The sequence below is a fragment of the Nostoc linckia z4 genome (genome assembly GCF_002608075.1).
Classification (GTDB): domain Bacteria; phylum Cyanobacteriota; class Cyanobacteriia; order Cyanobacteriales; family Nostocaceae; genus Nostoc; species Nostoc linckia.
The window spans coordinates 1-21555 of sequence record NZ_LAHA01000022.1 but is presented as its reverse complement, the minus strand read 5'-3'; the positions used below and the strand labels follow the sequence as shown (position 1 = coordinate 21555).

The 21555-nt window shown below is 41.2% G+C and carries 21 protein-coding genes and 1 pseudogene; 9 read left to right on the top strand and 13 right to left on the bottom strand.

Annotated features, from left to right (window positions below; translation table 11 throughout):
• Positions 1–156 precede the first annotated feature (156 nt).
• The gene (locus VF06_RS18095) at positions 157–837 is read left to right on the top strand and encodes a peptidoglycan-binding domain-containing protein (RefSeq protein ID WP_099066104.1); all 681 of its coding nucleotides are present in this window, start codon (positions 157–159) and stop codon (positions 835–837) included.
• Positions 838–1209: 372 nt separating this feature from the next.
• Here the strand turns inward: VF06_RS18095 and wecB are convergent, their stop codons facing one another.
• Positions 1210–2322: a non-hydrolyzing UDP-N-acetylglucosamine 2-epimerase gene (gene wecB, locus VF06_RS18090; protein ID WP_099066105.1), complete on the bottom strand. Its 1113-nt coding sequence runs from the start codon at positions 2320–2322 to the stop codon at positions 1210–1212.
• A gap of 432 nt (positions 2323–2754) precedes the next feature.
• Positions 2755–3129: a hypothetical protein gene (locus VF06_RS18085; RefSeq protein WP_099066106.1), complete on the bottom strand. Its 375-nt coding sequence runs from the start codon at positions 3127–3129 to the stop codon at positions 2755–2757.
• Between the two features lie 731 nt (positions 3130–3860).
• On the opposite strand from VF06_RS18085, the gene VF06_RS18080 reads away from it, so the two are divergent.
• Both VF06_RS18080 and VF06_RS18075 read left to right on the top strand, forming a co-directional pair.
• Positions 3861–5144: a type IV pilus twitching motility protein PilT gene (locus VF06_RS18080; RefSeq protein ID WP_099066107.1), complete on the top strand. Its 1284-nt coding sequence runs from the start codon at positions 3861–3863 to the stop codon at positions 5142–5144.
• Between the two features lie 185 nt (positions 5145–5329).
• The gene (locus VF06_RS18075) at positions 5330–6097 is read left to right on the top strand and encodes a circadian clock KaiB family protein (RefSeq protein ID WP_099066109.1); all 768 of its coding nucleotides are present in this window, start codon (positions 5330–5332) and stop codon (positions 6095–6097) included.
• 24 nt (positions 6098–6121) lie between these two features.
• Here the strand turns inward: VF06_RS18075 and VF06_RS40940 are convergent, their stop codons facing one another.
• Positions 6122–6292 carry a hypothetical protein gene (locus VF06_RS40940; RefSeq protein WP_180267455.1) on the bottom strand — a complete coding sequence of 57 codons (171 nt, stop codon included), beginning with the start codon at positions 6290–6292 and terminating at the stop codon, positions 6122–6124.
• 82 nt (positions 6293–6374) lie between these two features.
• Between VF06_RS40940 and VF06_RS18070 the strand changes: the two genes are divergently transcribed.
• The gene (locus VF06_RS18070) at positions 6375–6863 is read left to right on the top strand and encodes a hypothetical protein (RefSeq protein ID WP_099066110.1); all 489 of its coding nucleotides are present in this window, start codon (positions 6375–6377) and stop codon (positions 6861–6863) included.
• 90 nt (positions 6864–6953) lie between these two features.
• Here VF06_RS18070 and VF06_RS18065 read toward each other — a convergent pair whose 3' ends face one another.
• Positions 6954–7352 (bottom strand): nuclear transport factor 2 family protein, encoded by a 399-nt coding sequence (locus VF06_RS18065; RefSeq protein WP_099066111.1) that lies wholly within the window; start codon positions 7350–7352, stop codon positions 6954–6956.
• 225 nt (positions 7353–7577) lie between these two features.
• On the opposite strand from VF06_RS18065, the gene VF06_RS18060 reads away from it, so the two are divergent.
• The gene (locus tag VF06_RS18060; RefSeq protein WP_244918024.1) at positions 7578–8483 is read left to right on the top strand and encodes a DUF4437 domain-containing protein; all 906 of its coding nucleotides are present in this window, start codon (positions 7578–7580) and stop codon (positions 8481–8483) included.
• Between the two features lie 63 nt (positions 8484–8546).
• Positions 8547–9290 carry a maleate cis-trans isomerase family protein gene (locus VF06_RS18055; RefSeq protein ID WP_099066112.1) on the top strand — a complete coding sequence of 248 codons (744 nt, stop codon included), beginning with the start codon at positions 8547–8549 and terminating at the stop codon, positions 9288–9290.
• A 164-nt stretch (positions 9291–9454) separates the two neighbouring features.
• Here VF06_RS18055 and VF06_RS18050 read toward each other — a convergent pair whose 3' ends face one another.
• On the bottom strand, positions 9455–10867 hold the full coding sequence (locus tag VF06_RS18050; RefSeq protein WP_244918023.1) for a hypothetical protein: 1413 nt from the start codon (positions 10865–10867) through the stop codon (positions 9455–9457).
• Positions 10868–10913: 46 nt separating this feature from the next.
• Positions 10914–11555 carry a hypothetical protein gene (locus VF06_RS18045; protein WP_099066114.1) on the bottom strand — a complete coding sequence of 214 codons (642 nt, stop codon included), beginning with the start codon at positions 11553–11555 and terminating at the stop codon, positions 10914–10916.
• Positions 11556–12640: 1085 nt separating this feature from the next.
• Here VF06_RS18045 and VF06_RS18040 point away from each other — a divergent pair.
• Positions 12641–13069: a hypothetical protein gene (locus VF06_RS18040; RefSeq protein ID WP_099066115.1), complete on the top strand. Its 429-nt coding sequence runs from the start codon at positions 12641–12643 to the stop codon at positions 13067–13069.
• A gap of 185 nt (positions 13070–13254) precedes the next feature.
• Here VF06_RS18040 and VF06_RS18035 read toward each other — a convergent pair whose 3' ends face one another.
• Complete coding sequence (locus VF06_RS18035) at positions 13255–13971, bottom strand: glycoside hydrolase family 24 protein (RefSeq protein WP_244918022.1); 717 nt, start codon at positions 13969–13971, stop codon at positions 13255–13257.
• A gap of 326 nt (positions 13972–14297) precedes the next feature.
• Between VF06_RS18035 and VF06_RS18030 the strand changes: the two genes are divergently transcribed.
• Entirely contained in the window at positions 14298–15260 is a 963-nt protein-coding gene (locus tag VF06_RS18030) for an aldo/keto reductase (RefSeq protein ID WP_099066117.1), read from the top strand.
• A 91-nt stretch (positions 15261–15351) separates the two neighbouring features.
• Here the strand turns inward: VF06_RS18030 and VF06_RS18025 are convergent, their stop codons facing one another.
• The 3 genes from VF06_RS18025 to cobJ form a co-directional block, all read right to left on the bottom strand.
• Entirely contained in the window at positions 15352–15867 is a 516-nt protein-coding gene (locus VF06_RS18025) for a MauE/DoxX family redox-associated membrane protein (RefSeq protein WP_099066118.1), read from the bottom strand.
• Positions 15868–15995: 128 nt separating this feature from the next.
• Complete coding sequence (locus VF06_RS18020; RefSeq protein ID WP_099066119.1) at positions 15996–17411, bottom strand: NAD(P)/FAD-dependent oxidoreductase; 1416 nt, start codon at positions 17409–17411, stop codon at positions 15996–15998.
• A 263-nt stretch (positions 17412–17674) separates the two neighbouring features.
• Positions 17675–19402 carry a precorrin-3B C(17)-methyltransferase gene (gene cobJ, locus VF06_RS18015; RefSeq protein WP_099066120.1) on the bottom strand — a complete coding sequence of 576 codons (1728 nt, stop codon included), beginning with the start codon at positions 19400–19402 and terminating at the stop codon, positions 17675–17677.
• Positions 19403–19474: 72 nt separating this feature from the next.
• Here cobJ and VF06_RS40935 point away from each other — a divergent pair, with 72 nt between their 5' ends.
• Entirely contained in the window at positions 19475–19705 is a 231-nt protein-coding gene (locus VF06_RS40935) for a hypothetical protein (protein ID WP_100793683.1), read from the top strand.
• Here the strand turns inward: VF06_RS40935 and VF06_RS18005 are convergent.
• The 3 genes and pseudogenes from VF06_RS18005 to VF06_RS39285 all read right to left on the bottom strand — a co-directional run.
• Entirely contained in the window at positions 19698–20087 is a 390-nt protein-coding gene (locus tag VF06_RS18005) for a hypothetical protein (RefSeq protein ID WP_099066122.1), read from the bottom strand. The two genes, VF06_RS40935 and VF06_RS18005, sit on opposite strands and share 8 nt — an antisense overlap.
• A 308-nt stretch (positions 20088–20395) precedes the next feature.
• Positions 20396–21345: pseudogene (locus VF06_RS18000) on the bottom strand (radical SAM protein).
• A 6-nt stretch (positions 21346–21351) separates the two neighbouring features.
• On the bottom strand, positions 21352–21555 hold a 204-nt coding region (locus VF06_RS39285), incomplete at its 5' end, for a hypothetical protein (RefSeq protein WP_218964539.1).

The following is a 21555-nucleotide window of genomic DNA, read 5'->3' as shown; positions in this document are numbered from 1 at the left end:
ATTCCCTTGCTTCCACAGACGAAAAAAGCAATGAGGAATTTGCTACCAATAAAAAAGTTTTTCTGAGAATTGCTATAAAATATACACAGGATAAATACAGAGAAAAACCAAGTAATTCTCTGTCAGTACTCATTTTTTGATATACAGGAGCGCATTATGGAATATCTTGCTTATTCCCACATGTTTATTGCTCAAGAAGAGGCATCTAAAAATATTGAATATCAACTTCCTAAACCTGAATTTAATTGGCGAAAATCTCTGAAATCTTCTGTAGTTATTACTAAAAAACAAGCATCCCCAAACAGTAAATATCATTTCCTCAAGTCTAAATTCAATTGGAAAAAACTTCTTAAATCTTCTGCTTGGTTAGCTTTAGCTGGTGTTGGTGTATTACTGATTGCTGTCAGCCAAATTCAAGTCACTTTTGCAGCATACGTCAGAACTAACGGCAGTTGTTTGCGTATTCGTACAGGCCCAAGCGTTAACTATTCCTATGTAGATTGTGTAAAAAATGGCACGCCCCTTCCAGCAATTGAAGGTTATGAAAATGGTTTCGCTAGGCTTTCTACAGGTAGATATGTTTTTGCCCGATGGGTTGGTAATAAACCTAATAGTCCGACTGTGAATAGACCTGGTGGGGTTGGTGGTTCATTTATTCTCACTCCTGGTTCCAGAGGTCAGCTTGTCAGAGATGTTCAAACAGCTTTGGGTAACCTAAGAGTTGATGGAATTTACGGGCCAGAAACTGTTCGTCAAGTACGCAATTTTCAAGCAAGTAAAGGTTTACTTGTAGATGGCATCGTCGGCCCTGAAACTAGATTAGCTCTGGGTATTTAATACTAATTTGAAAAAAGAATCAGACAGACGTATCGTAGGGGTGTAAAGCTTTGCGCCCCTATAGATTTTGGATCTGTTGCAAAGATTTTTTATTTCTAATACCAATTTGAAAAATGATTGCGACAGATGTATAGCCAAAAGCGATTACTACTAACTGTTTCACAATCCAAAATCTAAAATCTAAAATCCAAAATGGTATAAATTACGTAACTCTTATCATATTCATATAAATTAGCACTATCGTATAGTCCGTTATAAAGGTAACGTACTATACAAAATTGCTTTCATTTGCTTATGGCATTGAAGAATGCACCCTAATAAATAGAAACTTGGGATTTTGTTTAATTTAGTTTTTTAAATTGATGTTGATAATCAAAGACCCAAGTACTTTTGGACAATCTCCAAGATGCGTTCTGCTGCATGACCATCACCAAAAGGATTAATAGCATTTGCCATTGCTTCATAGGCGGCTTTGTTACTGAGTAACTCGCTAGCAGCTGCAAAAATATTTTTACTTTCAGTTCCTACAAGTTTGGCTGTACCTGCTGTAACAGCCTCTGGTCTTTCTGTGGTGTCTCTTAAAACTAGTACTGGTTTTCCCAAGCTGGGGGCTTCTTCCTGCAATCCACCAGAGTCAGTGAGTAATAAGTGCGATCGCCCAATCGCTGCCACTAATTGACCATAATCGAGAGGTTCTGTCAAGAAAATTCTCTGATGATTTCCTAAAAGTTGTTGTAATGGTATTCGCACTGTGGGATTGCGATGTAATGGTAACAGCAATGCTGTATCAGGAAACTGGTCTAAAATTTGTAAAAATCCCGCCGCAATACTTTCTAGTGGTTCTCCCCAATTCTCCCGACGATGTACCGTTGCTAACAATACACGATATGAATTCCAGTCTAAGCCCGGTACATCACAGTTAACTTGAGTTGCAGCCACATTCAACAAAGCATCAATTACAGTGTTACCAGTCAAGTGAATTTCACCTAAAACACCAGAACGCTGCAAATTTTCCACAGCCCAGGGAGTTGGCGCAAAATGCAACTGAGTAATTTGAGAAATCAATCGCCGATTAGCCTCTTCTGGGTAAGGATTGAATATATCATCAGTTCTTAATCCGGCTTCTACATGACCAACAGGAATTTTTTGATAAAAAGCTGCTAAACCTGCGGCAAAAGCTGTAGTAGTATCTCCCTGCACCACCACCAAATCAGGTCTTCTCTGCCGGAATAATGCTTCTAAACCTTGTAAACTCCGACAAGTAATATCATTTAAAGATTGCTGAGCTTGCATAATTTCCAAGTCATAATCTGCTTTGATATTAAACAGATCCATAACTTGCTCAACCATTTCACGATGTTGTCCAGTTAAAATTACTTGGGATTCAAAATCTGAACATTTTTGGAATACCTGAATCACCGGAGCTAGTTTAATCGCTTCCGGACGAGTACCCAAAATAATGCAAACTTGCTTTCGATTAGTCATTTTTCCGTTGAAACTTGTCAAAGCTATAGTCAACGGTCTACGCTCAATAGTCAATAGTCAACAGCCAATCATCACAGAAACCATAAATATCAAAGTATAAATCACAAAAAACCTGAAAAAACCTGGTTTAATTGGGCGTTGGGCATTGGGCATTGGGCAAAGGGCAAAGGGCAAAGGGCAAAGGGCAAAGGGCAAAGGGCAAAGGGCATGGGGGAAAGAGGAAAAAAAAGATCCCTCCTTTTCCCGGTTGGTGAGCTTGTCGAACCATTAACCTTTCCCCTTTTCCCAAGGCGTTGCCATCCCCCTCATCTCCTCAGTCAACCGTCAACCATCAACCATCAACCATCAACAACATCCATCTAAAATGAAAAAACCCGGCTTAACCGGGCAGACGCTCTGTTTGTCGAATTTAGTTGTAATGACTAGAAATGATTAGATTTTGATTTCACAGGTTAAGGGGCAAGATGCATAAACAGTAGTCTGCGTTTGGTCTACTTCTCCATGCAACCAGCTTAACCATTTAACATCGCTAGGATGAACTCCTCTTGCAGTTAGTACACCCGCAGCAAATACAACTGCCAGAACATTGAACATCACTAAACAGCCTGCAACCAATAAAACAGCACTAACAGGCATTACAGATTGTAAAACAATCGACAACAGACATCCGACCGTAGCCATTAAAACAACTAATGGGAAACCGACAACCAGCAAGCATACTGCCAATGTGAAAGTCCATATTAAAAAGCTTTTAATCATCATCAAGGAGTAGGTCTTTCCTAGATTAGAGCTCTGAGCCGAAACCATGACTTTTCCTCCCAAAAATACACAGCAAGTTTTAATTTTCAGTTTTTTTACGCTTTTTGCGAATAAACTGAATCATTTAGTGAAGTTCAGTATATAAAACCTAATTAGGAAAATGAGCATTTTTTTACTAAACTTTACAGTTAATTTTTTGTAATTATGAATGTAAAGTCAAGTTGCTTTTTATTCAAAAACCTTGCTTCTTTCATCTGTCTTCAGGAGTAGAAGCTAAAAGGCATCAGCTTTTAACTTTGATCCCCAGGACATCACCCCGATTCAGCTTAACATTTCTTATAAAAATTAGTACTTCTTCTCATAATTTGTAGATTGGCTAAATTCATCAACTGCTAATGGTTTGTGTTGTCAACTGCTAGCAATTAAACGCGATAGTTGCAATTAATTTCTCATTTAAGAGAATTAAAATATTTACTAGCTAATTTTGAAGTGCCGCATTAAACCTTTTATTTTAGAGTATTTACTGAGTAGCGAGTAGCTTTGAATGTGTTAAACCAGGTTATAGAGGCTAAATAGTTTTTATTAAATTTCCAAGTAGTCAAATTGCCGATAAAAAAGATACAAATTGAGGGGAATGAAATGTATTGACCGTGGTTCTAGAGTTTCAATCGCCTTGCATTGCCTTTAAGCCTTGTATACCAGCCTCTTTCAGAACTCATCTGAAGAAGTGACTTGACTTCTCACTAATTCCATTTCTGAACTGCCAAATGTGAAGATATATGACAGAATCACAGTCTCCATTAAATTCTAATTCTGCTACCAGTCGTAACGTGCCACCAGCACCACCACCACCTCCACCAGGTATGAGTACGCAGCGCCAAATGACACAAACATTGGATATGAGCGCTAACTCTCCTGCTGTTAACTCTGCGCCTGTATCAGGTCATCGTCCAGGTACACCACCACCAATACCTAGTTCAGCTCGCCCTAAAACTAGCCCTCCAGGACTGACTTTAGCGCAGATTATCAGGGAAGCTTACGACCAAGGATATTCCGATATTCATTTAGGTGTAGGCGAAGTACCGCGTTTCCGCAACCGAGGAGAAATTCAATCAACAGAATATCCAGAAACCGATAAAGAGAGTTTGATGAGTTGGTTGAGGGAGGTGATGACGGAGGCAGAAATTCAACGCTTTGAAGAACATCTAGAATTTGATGGAGCAACTCAGTACGAATTTGCTCGCGTGCGGATTAACGTATTTGGTTCTCTAAAAGGGCCTGCAATGGTGTTGCGGTTAATTCCTTTAAAAATCTTAACAATGGAACAGTTGAGATTACCCCCCATTTTTCGGGATATTTGTCATCACCACAAAGGCTTAATTTTGGTAACCGGGCCGACTGGTTCTGGTAAATCCACAACAATGGCGGCGATGATTGATTACATCAATAAAGAGATGGCTAAGCACATCATCACCATTGAAGACCCCATAGAATTTGTCCACCAAAGCCGCAAATCCTTGGTAAAGCAACGGGAAGTGGGAATGCACACCCGAAAATTTGACAACGCTTTGAAAGCAGCTTTACGGGAAGACCCAGATTTGATTCTAGTAGGGGAAATGCGGGATAAAGAAACAGTCAACACCGCCCTCAAAGCTGCTCAGACTGGTCACTTGGTAATGGGAACCTTGCACACCAATAGCGCTGTGAAAACCATTGAGCGGATACTCAACCTCTACTCTGGTGAAGAGCAAGATGCCATGCGAGTGGCAATTTCTGAGTCTTTAGTGGCTGTAATTGCCCAAGGTTTGTGCCGTACAACAGACGGTAAGCGAGCTGCTTTCCACGATATCTTGATCAACACCGAAGCCATCAAAGAATGGATCAAAGATGGTAAGTATGATGAAATTACCGAATTGATGAAACAAGCCAGCTTTGACGGCATGATCACTATGAATCAGTCCTTGCTCAATCTTTATCAAGATGGTCGCATTACTGAAGAAACAGCCCTAGAGATGTCACCAACTCCTAACGAAATGGCACAATTTCTCCGAGGTCGAGTTTAGTATTGGGGACTTGGGAGATGAGGGGGATGGCAACGCCTTGGGAAAAGGGAAAAGGAGGGATCTTTTTTTCCTCTTTGCCCAATGCCCCATACCCAAATTCTTTGTATTCCTGCTTGCAGTTCTCGCTAAGGTAAAAGGTAAAAGAGAAAGTTTTTTAGTTTTTACCTTTTTATTCCTTAGCTGTTGTGAATAACTTGACGACAAACAAACTATCTACACCCCAGTTGTTTAAAGGTATTGCGCTATTTACACCTGGAGGAGATTTAATTTACTGCATCGACCCTAGTAAGCAAGGTCGATGGCATTTGCATTTGTGTTCTGCTTTGCAGGAAATTCTGGATTTACCAGAGCCACCACACTTTTTAGTACCTTGTTATACTGCGACTATTGACCACTGGTTAGATCCGCGTACTCAACGAGTGCGAACTTTTGCGGAAGCCTATCCATCTGTAATCAGATATCAACCTTTGCTAAATGCTATTTTTGATACAGAGGAGTTATTATGGCAACCAGCTCCTTGGCAGGAAGGATTGTGCGATCGCATGGTGCTATCAACTTATCGTTCCTCATTCCCGCAACTTTGGGAAGATCATGATTTAATTGTACGTTTAGATCTTTCTGAACCTGTACCAAAATATCACCAGCCAGCGATCGCACAAAAAGAAAAATCCACAACACAAGGTTATGTCCTGCGCTTGTTTGTTGCAGGCCATAGCGGAACTACCGAACGCATACTTCAAAATTTACACGAGTTGTTAGAGCGATCGCTCCGACACCCTTATACTTTAAAGATCATTGATGTTTTAACTCATCCAGAACAAGCAGAAATTAATCAGGTTTCTGCGACTCCTACTCTTGTTAAAGTTTGGCCTCACCCAATTCGCCGAATTGTTGGAGATTTAGATAGTGCAGATAAAATTGTACAAATGTTAGCTACTAAGGAGAAGTTTTAACTTTTATTAAAAGTTTTAATGTTTTTATATGGGATTGTTGATTGATGACTGTTGACTAGGCATAGGACATTGGGCATGGGGCATTGGGCATGGGGCATTGGGCATGGGGCATTGGGCATGGGGCATTGGGCATGGGGCAAAGGGCAAAGAGGAAAAAAAGATCCCTCCTTTCCCCTTTTCCCAAGGCGTTGCCATCCCCCTCATCTCCTTACTCGCCAATCCCCACTCCCTAAACAGTGGTAACATGTTCTCATGGCTGCTCTAATCCTTGCTATTGATGAACAAATTATTGGATGAAACGCTGTCAATTAAAATTGCTCAAAGCATAAACAGCAAAGCTAGTACCCCGTTTGACAATGCATACAAAGCAGCGTTATCAACTGAGGGAGCAAAATATGTCCAAGGATTTTTAACTTTTGTGGGAAAGCCATACAGACCAATTGAACACAGTTGGATTGAGGTAAGCGATACTTCCAGCAATGACTCCCTTATACGCATTATCGATCCCACATTACCGCATCTGAAAAAAAATCCTCAAGAACTCTGGTATTTTGCTGCACAAAAGCTGACTGTAAAAAAACTCAAAGCCATTATTGAAGAATCAAAAGAAGACTATCCAGAAGACGATCCGTTACCTATCTATGGTGAGCCACCTTATGAATATTACGGTGATGTGATGCTGGGCGGTCAAGACTATTTAGCGGCATATCAAGCAGCAGAAGCTAAATGTAAAGAAATTAACCAACTGAATATTGAGAAAAATTAATGAAATTTTAGATTTTTGTTTTCAGCTTTGCCACTCTTTTGTGCTAGTTACTTTCCCACGCAAAGCGATTTTTGAATTCTGAATTCTGCTTTAATACGATTTGCCATCACTACCAAAATATTCTCGATAGCCACAAATTTTGTCTCCACGCACATCAAAGGAAACTGCTACTCGATTTTTGTAAGGCTCTCCAAATAAAAGTCCTTCATCACGAAATTCAAAGACAGCAGTTGTTTCATTGCTGGTAACACGGTCTAAACCAGTTAGTTTCAAGCCTGGTGTGAAGGATTGAGAAACATACTCGAAAAATTCTCTAGCTCGGTCTTTTCCTACATTCAAACCGTGAAATTTCCCCATAGGAAACCAAAGGGTAAAATCTTCCGAGAGCATATCTAACAATGCTTCCCATTCTCCTGTTTCCATACCATGTGTAAGATTTTTAAATGCCTGCTGAGCAATTTTTAAAGTATTTTCTGAGTTTTGTGTCATTTGTAGATTCCCTTTGATATCTAACTTTTATACATTTTTAGTTTTTAAGTTTTAAAATTACTATAGCAATCCTATTTTAGTTGTGAACAATATCGGTGTTAATTGTTGACTGTCAACAACCTTAATACGTAATATTTCACAAATTATTTAGCATTGCTATATATGCTTAAAGGACATTAAGACAATCAAAGCTCAAATTCTATCCATAATAACGTTGAAATTCAAATGAACAAGAATATCTTTACAGGACGCAAACATGTAGAAACTGAAGAATCACTCAACTCAGTTATCGACTTTCCACAAGTGCCTTTTGAGGTAAAAAACTTTGTGATTGGAGAAGATGCTACTGCTCAAGTTCTATCCATCAACGAAAGTACAGGTGAATCTACACAGCGAGTAGTCTTGAAAAAGGGTTGGAGCGCACCTGTTGGTCATTTTACGACCAATGTGGAAATTTTTGTCTTAACAGGGGCGCTCTGTCAGGGTGGGTTTATACTACGCAATCTCAGTTACTCTTTTATCCCTGCTGGTATACCCACTGGCCCTTGGAAAACGCAAGAAGACACCATTCTGTTGTGGATGCCAGATGCTACGCCTACCTATATCACAGAGGACTACGCAGAGCTTCCACAAATCCCGGAAACTTCTGTATATCACGTAAATATGCAGACTCATGAACGTATGACTGAGTATATTCCATTGCAAGAACTCCACGCAATGAAATGGGAGAGTACAACGTTTTTACCTCCAGGTTCAGCCCGTAAAAGTCTATATACCAATAAAAAAACTGGACGCGCTACGTGGATTCTCGGTTTAGTACCTATGTGGATTGAAGGCAATTTCTATGCTGGTCATCCTACCACTGAGGAGGCCTATGTGATTTCTGGCGATGTCCTTGGACATTGGTCTATGAGTGACGATCCCTTTAATAGACGCTATGCAGCAATGTGCAAAGATGGCTATTACTGGCGACCCGCACACATTCCACACGGGCCGTTTTGGACAGAAAGTGGCGCACTACTTTTGTTTCGCACTAATGACCGTCTAGATTGTTATTGGATACTGCATAACCCAGACATTACTCAGCAAGATCAAGCACGTCTGGAGGCTGCAATTAATAAAGACAAGTAAAGTTTTAGTGGAGCGAAAACTATAATTAGCACAGCAAATAACTTTATCCACAAGGACTTTACCATGACGGACGCCTTAGGATGGCGAAAAAAATTTGGGGTGCTTGCGCCCAGTACAAACACCATCGTGGAACCAGATTTTCACGCGATGGCTGTACCGGGCGTTACGTCTCATATGTCCCGGATTTATATTCGAGACCAAGACTTGAGTACCGATGAAAAAATGGTGCGTATTCTGGAGGAAATCGACAAGGAAATTTTTTTCGCAGTCGATCGCGTCATGACTGCGGCTATCGACTACGTAATCATGGGAATGAGTGCTGAGACTTTTTGGGGAGGAATTGAGGGAAATAGAGCTTTCATCAAACGACTTGAGGAATATACTGGCCTGCAAGTGGCTACTGGCGCTTCAGCATGTCAGGCGGCTGTAGAAGCGTTGCAATTTAATAAGATTGCAGTCATTACCCCTTATCAGGCTGTGGCTGACGATAAGTTACGCCGCTTTTTTAGCGACATTGGCGTGGAAGTCGTCCGGCTCAAAGGATTGCGTTGTCCCACTGCAACAGCGATCGCCGAAGTCTCAGAAGATACTCTTCGCAATCATCTTCAGGAAATCGATGGTGATGATGTAGATGCCATCATACAAATGGGTACTAATTTGAGTATGCTCAGACTCGCCGACGAAGCAGAGCGATGGCTCAAAAAGCCAGTGATTGCCATTAATGCAGCAATCTGGTGGTATGCCTTACGACAAAACAACATCCGCGATCGCCTTTATGGGTATGGCAAACTCCTGAGAGAATTTTAAAAAATATTATTGTGATATCAAATTGGCATAGGAAGTATTGTTTGAAATTTTGCGAACAGCCTTGTATCAAATGTTTTTAATCCAAAATCCAAAACTTGTACTGAGCCTGTCGTTGGCGCAGCCTCTCGTAGAGAAGTATCCACAATCCAAAATTGGTATGATAATTACCAACTACGAATTTTTAAAGCTCGTTGTTTGTAACGGAATATACATAAGAGAACAATTAGCAATATAAAGGCTTTGACTGTAGATGGCTCTACTACCTTTTTTACTTCCGTGGGGGTTTGAGGAGTAACACTACATGGAACTTCAATAACTTGTGTACCTTGCGAACCGTTATTATTGGGATTTAAATCGCATTCTCCTTTGTTGGTGAGAGATAAAGGTGGATTTGTGGGAGAAGAAATAACTGGTTGTGCTGAAGAAACTGAAGAACCTGAAGAACTATCATCACTTAACAGTAAAAGCAGAATTAAACCAAGACCCCCAACTCCAATTATTGGCCAAAGCGGGAAAGAATCAGAATTGTCTTGTACCAAAACATCTCCCGCAGAACCAGGGAAAGTATCGAGGCTGATTGCTTCTCCATCCAATGGTAGTGCATTGTCAGCCAGCAAAATATCTCCTGGTATATCTTCTCCCAAGAGTTGATTAAATTCCTGCGGAATTGCATTATTGGGGCGTCCGAATTCCCCACCATCTTCAGAGTAGGGAAAGGATAGTACCTCAAAAATCCTGTTTTCTAATTGGCTCTGGTCTCCAGAATTCAGTGCATCCAAGCCTCTAGAGATTTTATTTACATAAAAATTCGTCATTTCTGGGGACAGGCCTAGAGACTGAATCTGCTCTCTAATGTTGGAAATTTTGGAAGCTTCTTCAAACAACAATCGTCCGTATGACAATTTGAGATTTAGTAATCCATTACGGAGGCTCAGTGAGTCATTCACTCCAGAATATGGTGCCCAATAAAATTGGTTGGTTACAGATCCCAATCCTTGTACTGGACTACGGCCAAAAGATTGTCCCAGGACGTATTGAGATCCATCCATGATTGTGGAGGATTCTTTTCTCCAAAAAGAAGCAAAAGGCACTGTAGAGAGATTGGGATTGTTACCGTAAAAGCTAGCGAAATTCTGGAAATTTTTCTCCCCGCCAGCAGCTCGTATCAGTAGATTTTGATAATTAGTCCCACCATTTAGCTCAATTAATCGCTGGATTACCGTTCCAGTTTTATTGCAAGTCAAACCAAATCCCACATCACATGCAGGAATTACTCGCATCTGACTGAGATTTTGGTTATTGACTTGGTACTGGAGATACTCATACTCCAGTCCTCGTTGGATACCATAGCGGCCAATATTTAACTGTGCAAAAGCAGACTGCCACGTAGTGAGTACTACTGCAACAGATGAAAATGCGATAGTTGCCCAGCAAACCGCCTTTGCCGTAGCAATTCTTTTAATAGTTGATTTAGGCAAGATGTACCTCCAATAAATACGGATTGGGCATTGGGTATGGCGCATTGGGCATGGGGGATGGGGAATGAGGGGAATAAATCCTCCTGATTTACCACTCAACAGTCAACAGTCATCAATCAACAGTCATCAGTCCCCACTCCCCGCTTCAACTCTTAGGCAAATCAATATTGATGGTGATTCCAGTACCTTTGAGGTTTCCTGATGAGAGTGTGTGATATATGACTAATGCTCGGTTTGGTTGGTCAAAAAGGAATGCGCGACGTGTAGGTTTAATCTTTCCTTGCTTGACTAGGGAAACGAATGCTTCTAAATATCTACGTATACTTTCGCGGTTGTCTTGATTAGCATTCATATGACGCTCAATTAGCATCATAAAAAAGTCCAAGCTACGATTTTCTTGACCCTCTATCAGACTTCCTTCGTCTAAGAAAGAACTTGCTATGAGTCTGTTATCAACTTGTTTAACTTTAAAAAGAGTAAAGTAACGTCCTTCTTTTTTGGGATCGTTGGCATAACAAACCCACGAACCTTCTTGATTCTGTGTAAAACCCTGGTCAGCAAGGTAGGAAAGTAAAGAATTACTCGCTTTGGTTTGTGGCGGAGGTAATAAATCTTCAATGGGATCTAAAGAGCAAATCCTTTGGGTTGTTGTCTGCTCAGAAACAGTAGGAGTCTCTTGGGTATAGACGCCGGTAGGTTTGTCATCAGACATTGCAATGTTAGACATCGCAGCCAACGCAGACACTTGAAAAAAGAATACTCCAAATAAACGAACAATAATATTCATGTTTGTCCTGTTACTTTTGCTTACATTGTTAATAACTAACTTTTGACTAAATACGATTGGTTTAGTAGCCTAGAATGATTTGCTAAATTTTATTGTTTGCTAGATTTTTTCAAAATTCAGCTACATTTTGAGAGAAAAAAAAGAAATATTTGATATGAAAAATTAGCGTGCATAGACATCATAATACTAGATAAAATGCACGTTATTAAATTACAATTGACAGTAGAAAGTGTGTCTTTCGATGTTTTGAGATACACGAAAAACAACTGACATAGTATCAATCCTTTATATTTCAGCTAAAATATTCATCATTTTGAGAAAGTTTTCTGATGTACTTTTCTGTTTATGATGATTACTAAGAAGTGGCTTTTTTTGCTATGAATAGCTTATATAATGAAAATTATAAAAGCTGTGTGCCTTATACAGTAAAGCTTTTACTGATTCTGGTGATACATTAAATAATGTTTTGTTTTTTCAGAGTTAGCACACCTAACTACCTGTTTCAGCATGTTTTCAATTTGATGTATAAAATGTTATCTTTTGGCAGTAAAATAATATTACCATGAGCTTGAAATCTGCAACTATTTTGTGGACAGTTGTTAAAGCTGTACACACTAAATTGTAACTACCTCTTGATTAGATTTTATGGCAAATACCTGAGAACAAAAGTCAATTGACTTATATACACCTAGTATTTTAAAATCTGATACTATTATTCTGAATGCTAGTAGTTAATGTTTTAAATATTACAAAGTCTTTAAAACAACTACGGTTGATGAATATATTACGATTGTCGGGTGAGGCTGAAGTTATCAGTTTTCAGGTACAGGCGATCGCGTGAAAAAAGTTAAATTAGATTACAGTAATATAACTATTATTTAGCAGGTCTTGTTACAGGCCTGAATCTTTTTACTCATGAGTGCTTAGAGCATTGCTATATATTGTTATGAGTAAACACATGTAATGATATTTGCTCTGTAGATAGAGGAATATCCTTAACAAAATAAGTAGAATTTTATGATAGCGATCGCTATTCTTGACTAGAATCAAAAGATGAACTTGGTATTTTTACAAGTTTTGGCTGTATGAATGTGGAATTTTTTTACAGGATACCTTTGATGCCTTTAGGCTTACTCTGGCTAGCTTATGCTTTCCTGGGGTGGTATCTTGCTGCTAATCATATTATTTGGTTAGTGGGAGCTTTTGTAGCTGCTATGGTGATAGCTGTAACACGCAAGAGTATTTCTTGGTTAGAACGCTTAGTTGAATTTGGCTCTAAAGCTTTAGTAGTTGTCTTATTTTTAAGCATATCAATTGCTTTAGTAGCAACTTGGTCGTTATTATTTAGTCTATTTCTGATACCATTGACAACTACGCTTTTAGCTGACTTAGAAATGCGTTTTGCTGGTTTTAATAAACTAGATTCATTTTGGATATTAACAATCCTAGCAATATTAGGTTTGATAGTAGGTGAACTAATAGATATTCTATTTTTTCCCAGTAGCAGATATTAGACTGGGAAAGGGGAAAGGGTAAAGGGGAAAGGGTAAAGGGATAAATTTAACCTTTCTCCCTTACGCCTTTCCCTTTTACCATTCGCTGGAAAGGCCCATGCCCAATACCTAATCACCTGCGGGTCTTAAAACTTCATTTTGTCAGATTTATTAATGCGTGAATTTTGAATTGGTATTATCTGATTTTATCGTGGTTGAGTTGAAGGATTTGGGGATGGAGTTGAAGTTTGGGTTGTTGGTTGCTTGGCTGCTTTTAATTCTTCTTGCAACATTTTCTGATAAATTTTAGGCAAAGAACTACTAATAGAGTTAGTTTCTATGCCATATCCCAAGCTTGTCCAAGTGGGAGAAAGTAGTCGCAAAACTTCATTTAATTTTCCCTGACGCAAGAGTTGAGAAATATCAGTTCCCCAAACTTTTGAATCATTTAGCCAACGATAAACTACTGTGTCTTGATATTCTGCCTCAAAACTATAATTTACCCAAAACATCAACCGCATTGGGTTTGGGTGATAGCGAGGAGCTATATTATACCAGGTAGTATTGATAATTTGATATCTACCCGCAGCAGTGGAACAATTACCTGTGTTGGGGCCTGTGACAATTGTGACGCATATTTCAGGATGTCGGCTGAGGTCGTTGACTTGCTGGCCACCATACAACAGAGAATAGGGACGGTTACCATTTGCCTCACTTGCGGAGATGGTTCGCATTAAAGCGCGGATATAAGGATCGCCATTTTTCATCACCAAAGGTGGTTGTCTTACTTCAAAGATGGGATCGGAAGGCGATCGCAATTCTCCTTGAATATACCACTGCAACAAACACACAAAGCCGAGAAGCGCCGCTATTGGCCCAATGAGTTTTTCAACACCTTTGAATTCAAAGCCTTTCAGAGTCAACTCCTTAAAATTCGCTTTCTTCAGTAACCAAAATCATCGACGAATTCATTGTGACAAAGTTCGCGTTTGTTGTCAGTTAAGTAGCTGTGCAAAATTACAGAATAGGCAATTGAGAAAGTAATGTGTCTCATTGATAACAAGTAAGCCGCAGCTACAGATTTTTCACTGAGGTTCATGGGAAATTGAAATACTGAGTAAATTATAGAAATCCTGCCTTCTATTGTGGAAAAGTGTATCTTGAGAGAGATATTGTGAGATTTACATTTTGTTTAAATTAGCACCTAGTTATATCTACTTAAGTAGTGGTTGCTATACAAGGGAAACAAATGTCCGAAACTACATCACATTCACAAATGCTATATCGAGTTCTTGGTAGTACAAATGAAAAAGTTTCTGCCATCGGACTTGGTGGTTGGCATATTGGCTTGAAGGACGTTGATGAGCAACTCGCTATCCGAATTGTTCGCACGGCCATCGATCGCGGCATTACTTTTATGGATAATAGCTGGGATTACAATGGTGGAGTTAGCGAAATTCGCATGGGAAAAGCACTCCGTGATGGCTACCGTGACAAAGTGTTCCTGATGACGAAAATTGATGGTCGTTCCAAGAAAGCAGCAAAAAAACAACTAGACGAATCACTTCAACGTTTGCAAGTTGATTACATCGATCTTGTTCAGCACCACGAAATTATTCGCTATGAAGATCCATATCGAGTTTTCGACCCAGAAGGTGCTAATGCTGCTTTGATTGAAGCGCGAGAAGCCGGTAAACTGCGATATATCGGTTTCACCGGACACAAAGACCCCCACGTGCATTTGCAAATGCTGGAAGTTGCAGCCAGTCATAAATTTAAATTTGATACAGTGCAGATGCCACTGAATGTCATGGATGCACATTATCGGAGCTTTGAGAAATTGGTTTTGCCAGAACTAGTCAAACAAAACATCGGCGTTCTTGGCATGAAAAGCTTAGCAAACAGTATAATTTTACGCTCCAAGACTGTAGAAGCAATCGAGTGTTTGCACTATGCTCTGAATCTGCCGACATCAGTTGTCATTACCGGAATTGACAGCATGGAGATTCTCGAACAAGCCTTGACAGCAGTGCAGACATTCCAACCGATGAATGAACAACAAGTGCGATCGCTCCTAGCAAAAACCACAAAAGCAGCATTAACCGGCGAGTTTGAACCATTCAAAACTTCATCAATTTTTGATAGCACTGCCCAAAATCCAGATTGGCTAGGTGAGGAGCCACAACGCATTCAACAATTGATGCCGGGTTAAAGAAGAATTCAGAATTCAGAATTCAGAATTCAGAATTCAGAATTCAGAATTAAAGATGGGTTTGAAACCATTGCCCGTTGCCCGTTGCTTTCTACATATCATTGTTAGAAGCATTCAGAACATAATCGGCTGCTGCTTGACTGCGACGGCGGCTCATTTTTTGTTCGCGGGCATCATAGGCGATACAGATCCAAATTAAAGCCATAAATAAAATGGTTTTGTTAAAGCTTTCGGCTCCATTAGGAAATAAACTACCAGCCGGTATGATGCCAAATGCCAAAGTAATACTGAATGTCACTAATATTAGTAATAAACCAGTCCAACGCATCCAATAATTGAGAGCAAACAACGCACCGAGAAGGATTTCTGCTAAGGGTAACAACCAGGCATAGGGAATGGCAATGAACCAAGGTAACGGCCCCAGTCCTTGCCATCCTGCTGGAATCCCAGGGCCAATTATTTGCAGTTTTTGAATTAGAACAGTTTGGTAAAAACCGTTATTAACACTAAAGTTGAGATAGTTAGCAACACCAGAAAGAAAAAAGAAAACACCCATCATTACACGGCTGACAACAACAGCCGTCCGTAGGTTAAGTAAGTATTTCATCAGTGGATTCCTAAAAATGAAAATTGGTGGTGACTGGTGACTGTTGACTGGGGAGACAAGGCAGACAAGGCAGACAAGGAGACAAATTGCAACAATTGTTTGCCCTCATCCCCCTACTCTCTTGCCCTTCAACGAGAAGCAGGTGTTAGGCCATCCAGTAAGCTGGGTACACCAGTCCAACTGAGGTTTTGTTGGAATTGCATCGGAAAAGCAGCGCGCCAGATGAGGGGAGTTGCTAAAATTAGTCCAGCGGCGAGGGTTGCAACGCCATGCAGTAAAGGAGTTTGTCCTAATTGCATGTGAGAAAAAGGGCGATGGCGCTGGAATAATTCGTCGGTTAGCCATTCGGTTGTGGCTTTGCGATTATGTGCAGAGTTTGGTAGCAGTTGTAGATATGTTGCTTCCCGAATGAGATGGCCGGGCTGCCCTTTTATCTGGACTTTGTTAAATAAGTTAGCAACACCTTCGTTGAGTCCGAGTTTCATCAAAGTACCGCGCATTTGGATTTGCACAGATGTGGGGGGTTTACCTTCTCCAAGTCGCTTGAGATTGTGAGCGATCGCTTTTCCCTGTTGATAAGCAACTTGGGCTGTGGTTGGTTGGGGATTATCCCTATCTATGGCACAGTCTCCAGCTGCAAATATTTCAGGAAAATCAGGGAGTTGCAATGTAGGTGTTACTACTAACCGCCCGCGATTTTTTACCACTGGTAACTCCATTAACAAAGGATTGGGAGCAGTTCCAGCAGTCCAAGCGATGGTTCCAGCAGGTAAAATTTGGGTTTGCTCGTGTTGACGGTACTCTACACCATCTGGGTTAATCTTGGTGACAGCCGCATCAAATAGGAAATCCACAGGAACCACCCGACGTTTAAGCGCCTGTTGGACTGTACACCGCAAATGACTATTCACATCTCCTTTGAGGATTTCTCGGCTGCGGTTAACTACTACCACCCGAATTTCATCGGCATCACCGCCCAACTCGTCGTACCAAATGGGTAGTAAATCTGCTAACGTACAAGCTAGTTCAATGCCAGCTGGCCCTGCACCAATGATGGCTACAGTCAACAGTAACCGACGACGTTGTGAGTCTTGAGTTTGGATTGCCTGATGCAACCTGTGTCGCAAGTGTTTTCGCAAAGCCATCGCCTCTTCTCCAGAGGTAAAGGGTATGGCATGTTCCGCCGCACCGGCAGTATCAAAGTAAGTAGTTTTACTGCCCAGTGCTAATATTAAGTTACCGTAGTCAAAAATTTTTCCAGAGGCTAGGATAACTCTGCGTTGATGTAGGGCAATCGATTCCACTGTGTCCTGCACAAAACTAACCCTACTATCAGCTAAAAGCTCTTTGTAGCGGGGATAAACTTGTGTGTTGTGTAATTCACCACTCAATAATTCATATAATAAGGGTTTGAAACTAAAGCGATCGCGTTGCTCAATTAAAATAATCGGATGCGAGTAATTTTGATGGCTTAAGTGGAGAGCTGTAAACAGTCCAGCAAAGCCACCACCCAGGATGACAGTGGGATGAGATGCTTGCTGCATAAGTATAAAAGTTGCTGCGAATGAACTGCTTTTAGTATGCCGACACCCGGCAACTCTTAGGTGATGAAAAAATAAGGCTTAACTGAAAAATTCTAGGGAATTTACAGCATAGTTTTCAGTATTTTCTCAGCAATAATTCATATAGCAAGACTATGGAATATGCGGTTTGATTCCAAGAATTACTCGTGGAGATAGGGAATAGGGAATAGGGAATAGGGAATAGGGAATAGCTAAATTGACTGTGAACCGTCAACAGTCAACAATCAACCAATATAGCGACGCGGTGTATAAACCCAAACATTACCATCGCTGCGCTTGATGATTCGGGTTTTTGTGGAACCGATAAGAATGACAGTCCGCATGTCGGCGGTAGCTGGTGCTAATTCTTCAAGTGTTATCACTTTCACAGTTTGTCCTGGCCTGCCGAGATTCCGCCCTAAGACCACTGGTGTATCCGGTGTTCGATGTTGCAACAAAATATTTCTTGCTTCTGCTAGTTGCCAAGTACGGTCTTTGGAAACAGGGTTGTAGAAAGCAATCACAAAATCAGCCTCAGCAGCAGCGGCAATTCGTTGGGCGATCGCCGACCAAGGTTTTAAGATGTCGGAAAGGGAAATTGCACAGAAGTCATGCCCAAGGGGCGCACCAATGGCTGCTGCTGCCGCTTGCATTGCTGAAATACCTGGTGCTACATGAATGTCGATAGTTTCCCATTCCGGTTTAGCATAGCGATCGCATACTTCAAAAACCGCTGTTGCCATTGCATAGATACCAGGGTCACCAGATGAAACCACGGCTACATATCGCCCAGATGCGGCTAAATCCAGCGCCATTTTTGCCCGTGCTTCTTCCTCGCGGTTGTCGGACTCATGCCGTTGCTTACCGTCTCCCAGAGAACCAATTAAATCTAAGTAAGTCTTGTAACCTACAAGGTCAGTTGCCGATTTGAGTATTTCCTTCACTTCCCCAGACATCCACTCTTGACCGCCTGGGCCTGTACCAATAACCGCTAACCGTCCGCGTGGTTGACCGATGGTGTTTGGGTCGATGGGCTGTTGGGCAATGGCGATCGCAATGGTAGGAGAATCGGATATGGGAGTTGTGGCTGTGGCGGCCATTGCTGCGGCTTGAACGGGGCTATAACCTTGAGAAACTAAGTTTTCTAGCTGATTTGAGGTAAAAAACCGAGCAGGCACTTTCAAGGCGCTAGCTACGGTATGGATGGCAGGATTGGCTGCGGCGCTAATGGGTGCAAAGATACCCGCCACTGATGCGATTGCCAGTCCAGCATCGGCTAATAGTTGCTGTACTAAGGTTAGTGTTTGGTCTGTATAATTAGCGGAGGCATCAATGGCGATCGCTATAGTTGCAGGATGGTATACAAGGCAGTTAGGCGCGGGAGTCACTAAACGTTCTGTAACTTGGATAGTCAAATCTCCATCTGGATGTATGGGTAATTTGCTATCCCTCAACCAAGGTGCTGTGCCTTCTAGCTTGACTTGCGCCCCAGCCAGTAAATCTGAAATAAATTTTTTGGCATCGTCTGGGTTAGCTAAATGGTATCCTGGCAAAGGAGACAATAGCGCTGTACCCAAACGTAAATCGCCTGTAGTAGTAATCGCAGGTTTGACATCAAGAACTTGGGCAATGCGGCGTGCCAAATCATTGACACCAGCAAGTCCCCCCAAAAGCGGGACGACAGCGCTACCATCTTCAGCCACAGCTAGCACTGGTGGTTCTTGCCGTTTGTCAGAGAGGATCGAAGCTAGCGTCCTAATCAAAATACCAGCAGCACAAATCCCAATTAGCGGCCTTCCCTGAGCAAATAACTCCCGCACCGTCTCACCAAAATTCCTGAAACTGACATCAACCCCAGACGTGCGACCCTCTAAACCATATAATGTCGAGCCTGGTAGCACATTGATTATTTTGCGTCCTAGTGCCACACTATTTTGGCCTAATACTATAATGGCGGGTGCAACGTTCATCATTAATTACAGATTACAAATTATCCAATTAGTATTTTAAATTTATATCTGGCTTTGAGATTGGGGATTGAGGAGATGAGGAGATGGGGAGATGGGGAGATGGGGAGATGGGGAGATGGGGAGATGGGGAGAGGGGGGAGACAAGGGAGACAAGGAGAGAAGTCTGAGCGGAGGTTTCCGACCATCAGAACTTCGGAGAGAAAGATTGCTACCTTGTCTCCCTTGTCTACCTTGTCTACCTTGTCCTCTTCCCATGCCCCATGCCCAATGCCCCATGCCCAATGCCCCATGCCCAATATCAAGTAACTTTACGGTCTTTGAGTACCCGATCTAGTAAGTCTCTTGCTGGTTGCGCTTTAGCCAAGGCTGCTTGATGGTCGCTATGAGCGCGAACAAGGCGAAAAAGACTGCTCACACCTGTTTTGAGTTGCTCTAGTTCTTCACCTGTAACCAGTTCTCCATCGAGCATCCGTCCAATTAAGGGTTTGATGTCCCCCACTTCTTGGCGGACTTTTTGCAGCTTTTCTACGGAACTGAGTAAGGTTTTTAGGGAATTCAATATCTCATCAATATCCTGGCTACCCTCCACCGATTCAAGTTCTTCTTCACTTGTTACAGTATCTTTGTCTGAAATTGTAGGCAATTCCTGTGCAGAAGTTTCACCTTTAACCCCGTTTACCCGTGCCATTAACGTTTCCTCAAGGAATTTTTCTTAGTGTATCGCTTCTTGCAAGTTCCTCAAGCTCAGATTGTTATAATTCGTTAAATAAGTACTCAAAAATTTCTCAATCAAAAAATGTCCAAAAATTTGATTTAATAATCTTTTGAATGGTAAAAAGGAAAAAAGTCTACCTAGCTTCACAGCAATTCAATATGAGTTATATAGATTCAAGAGGACGATACATCCTTTCAAATTTTACCCATTGAATTTGTATGATTATTTGATGTTAGCTGTTGACAGTTAACCGTCAACCGTCAACATTTATCACCATAACTTTAAATCGCTCTGGAAAAGGCACTAAATGACCGATCGCCAAGATAGCGATCGAATACAGCAGCAATATTGCGGATGAGTAATCGACCACTAGGCGTAACTTCGATATGATTGGGAGAAACTCTAATCAAGCCATCGTTTTCTAGCTGTTGTAGTTGAGATTGTTCTGGGAAAAAATATTTTGCAAAATCACAATCAAAGCTGAGATGATATTTTTCTTGAATCTCATCTGGTGATATTTGAAATTGACACATCAATTCCATAATCAATGTGCGGCGAATGATATCATCGCCATTGAGTATGACTCCCCTTTCAATTGGCAATTCACCAGTGTCTATCGCCAGAAAATAATTTTTCAACGATTTATGATTTTGCACATATACATCATGAAGCATAGTAATTGAACTTATACCAAATCCAAATAAATCGGACTCTGGTTTAGTAGTATATCCTTGAAAGTTGCGGTGTAATTGCCCGTTACTTTGAGCGATCGCGGATTCACTTCAATGGAGATTTCTGCATTCTCATCAAACTGGAAATGATTGCAAAGAGTGTTCCATAGCATCTCCACTTGACTCAGGGATAAATAGTTAGGAGTACCTCCACCCCAATGCAGTTGCTCAACAGTGCGATCGCCATCAATTAAACTCGCCACCTGCCGAATATCGCGAGTCAAGTAGTCTAAATAAGGGTCTGTAATTGCTTTGCCCTGGCTAATGATGGTATTACAACCACAAAAATAGCAGGCACTTTCACAAAAAGGAATATGACAATAGAGCGACAACAGCCTTTTTTTATAATTTCCAACAGCAACGGCAGCTTTAAAATCTACAGATTCAAAATCTTCCGTTAACTCTGTAGCTGGTGGATAACTAGTATAGCGTGGTAAAGGGCGATCGTATTTTCTCAGTAAATCGGCATCAAATTTAACAGTCTGTGGCAAAACCTTCATATCACTTTAATTGATAATACTCAGTTGCAATCGAAGATGTGGGAGTGGGGCATTGGGCATTGGGCATTGGGCATGGGAAGAGGACAAGGTAGACAAGGTAGACAAGGGAGACAAGGTAGCAATCTTTCTCTCCGAAGTTCTGATGGTCGGAAACCTCCGCTCAGACTTCTCTCCTTGTCTCCCTTGTCTCCCCCCTCTCCCCATCTCCCC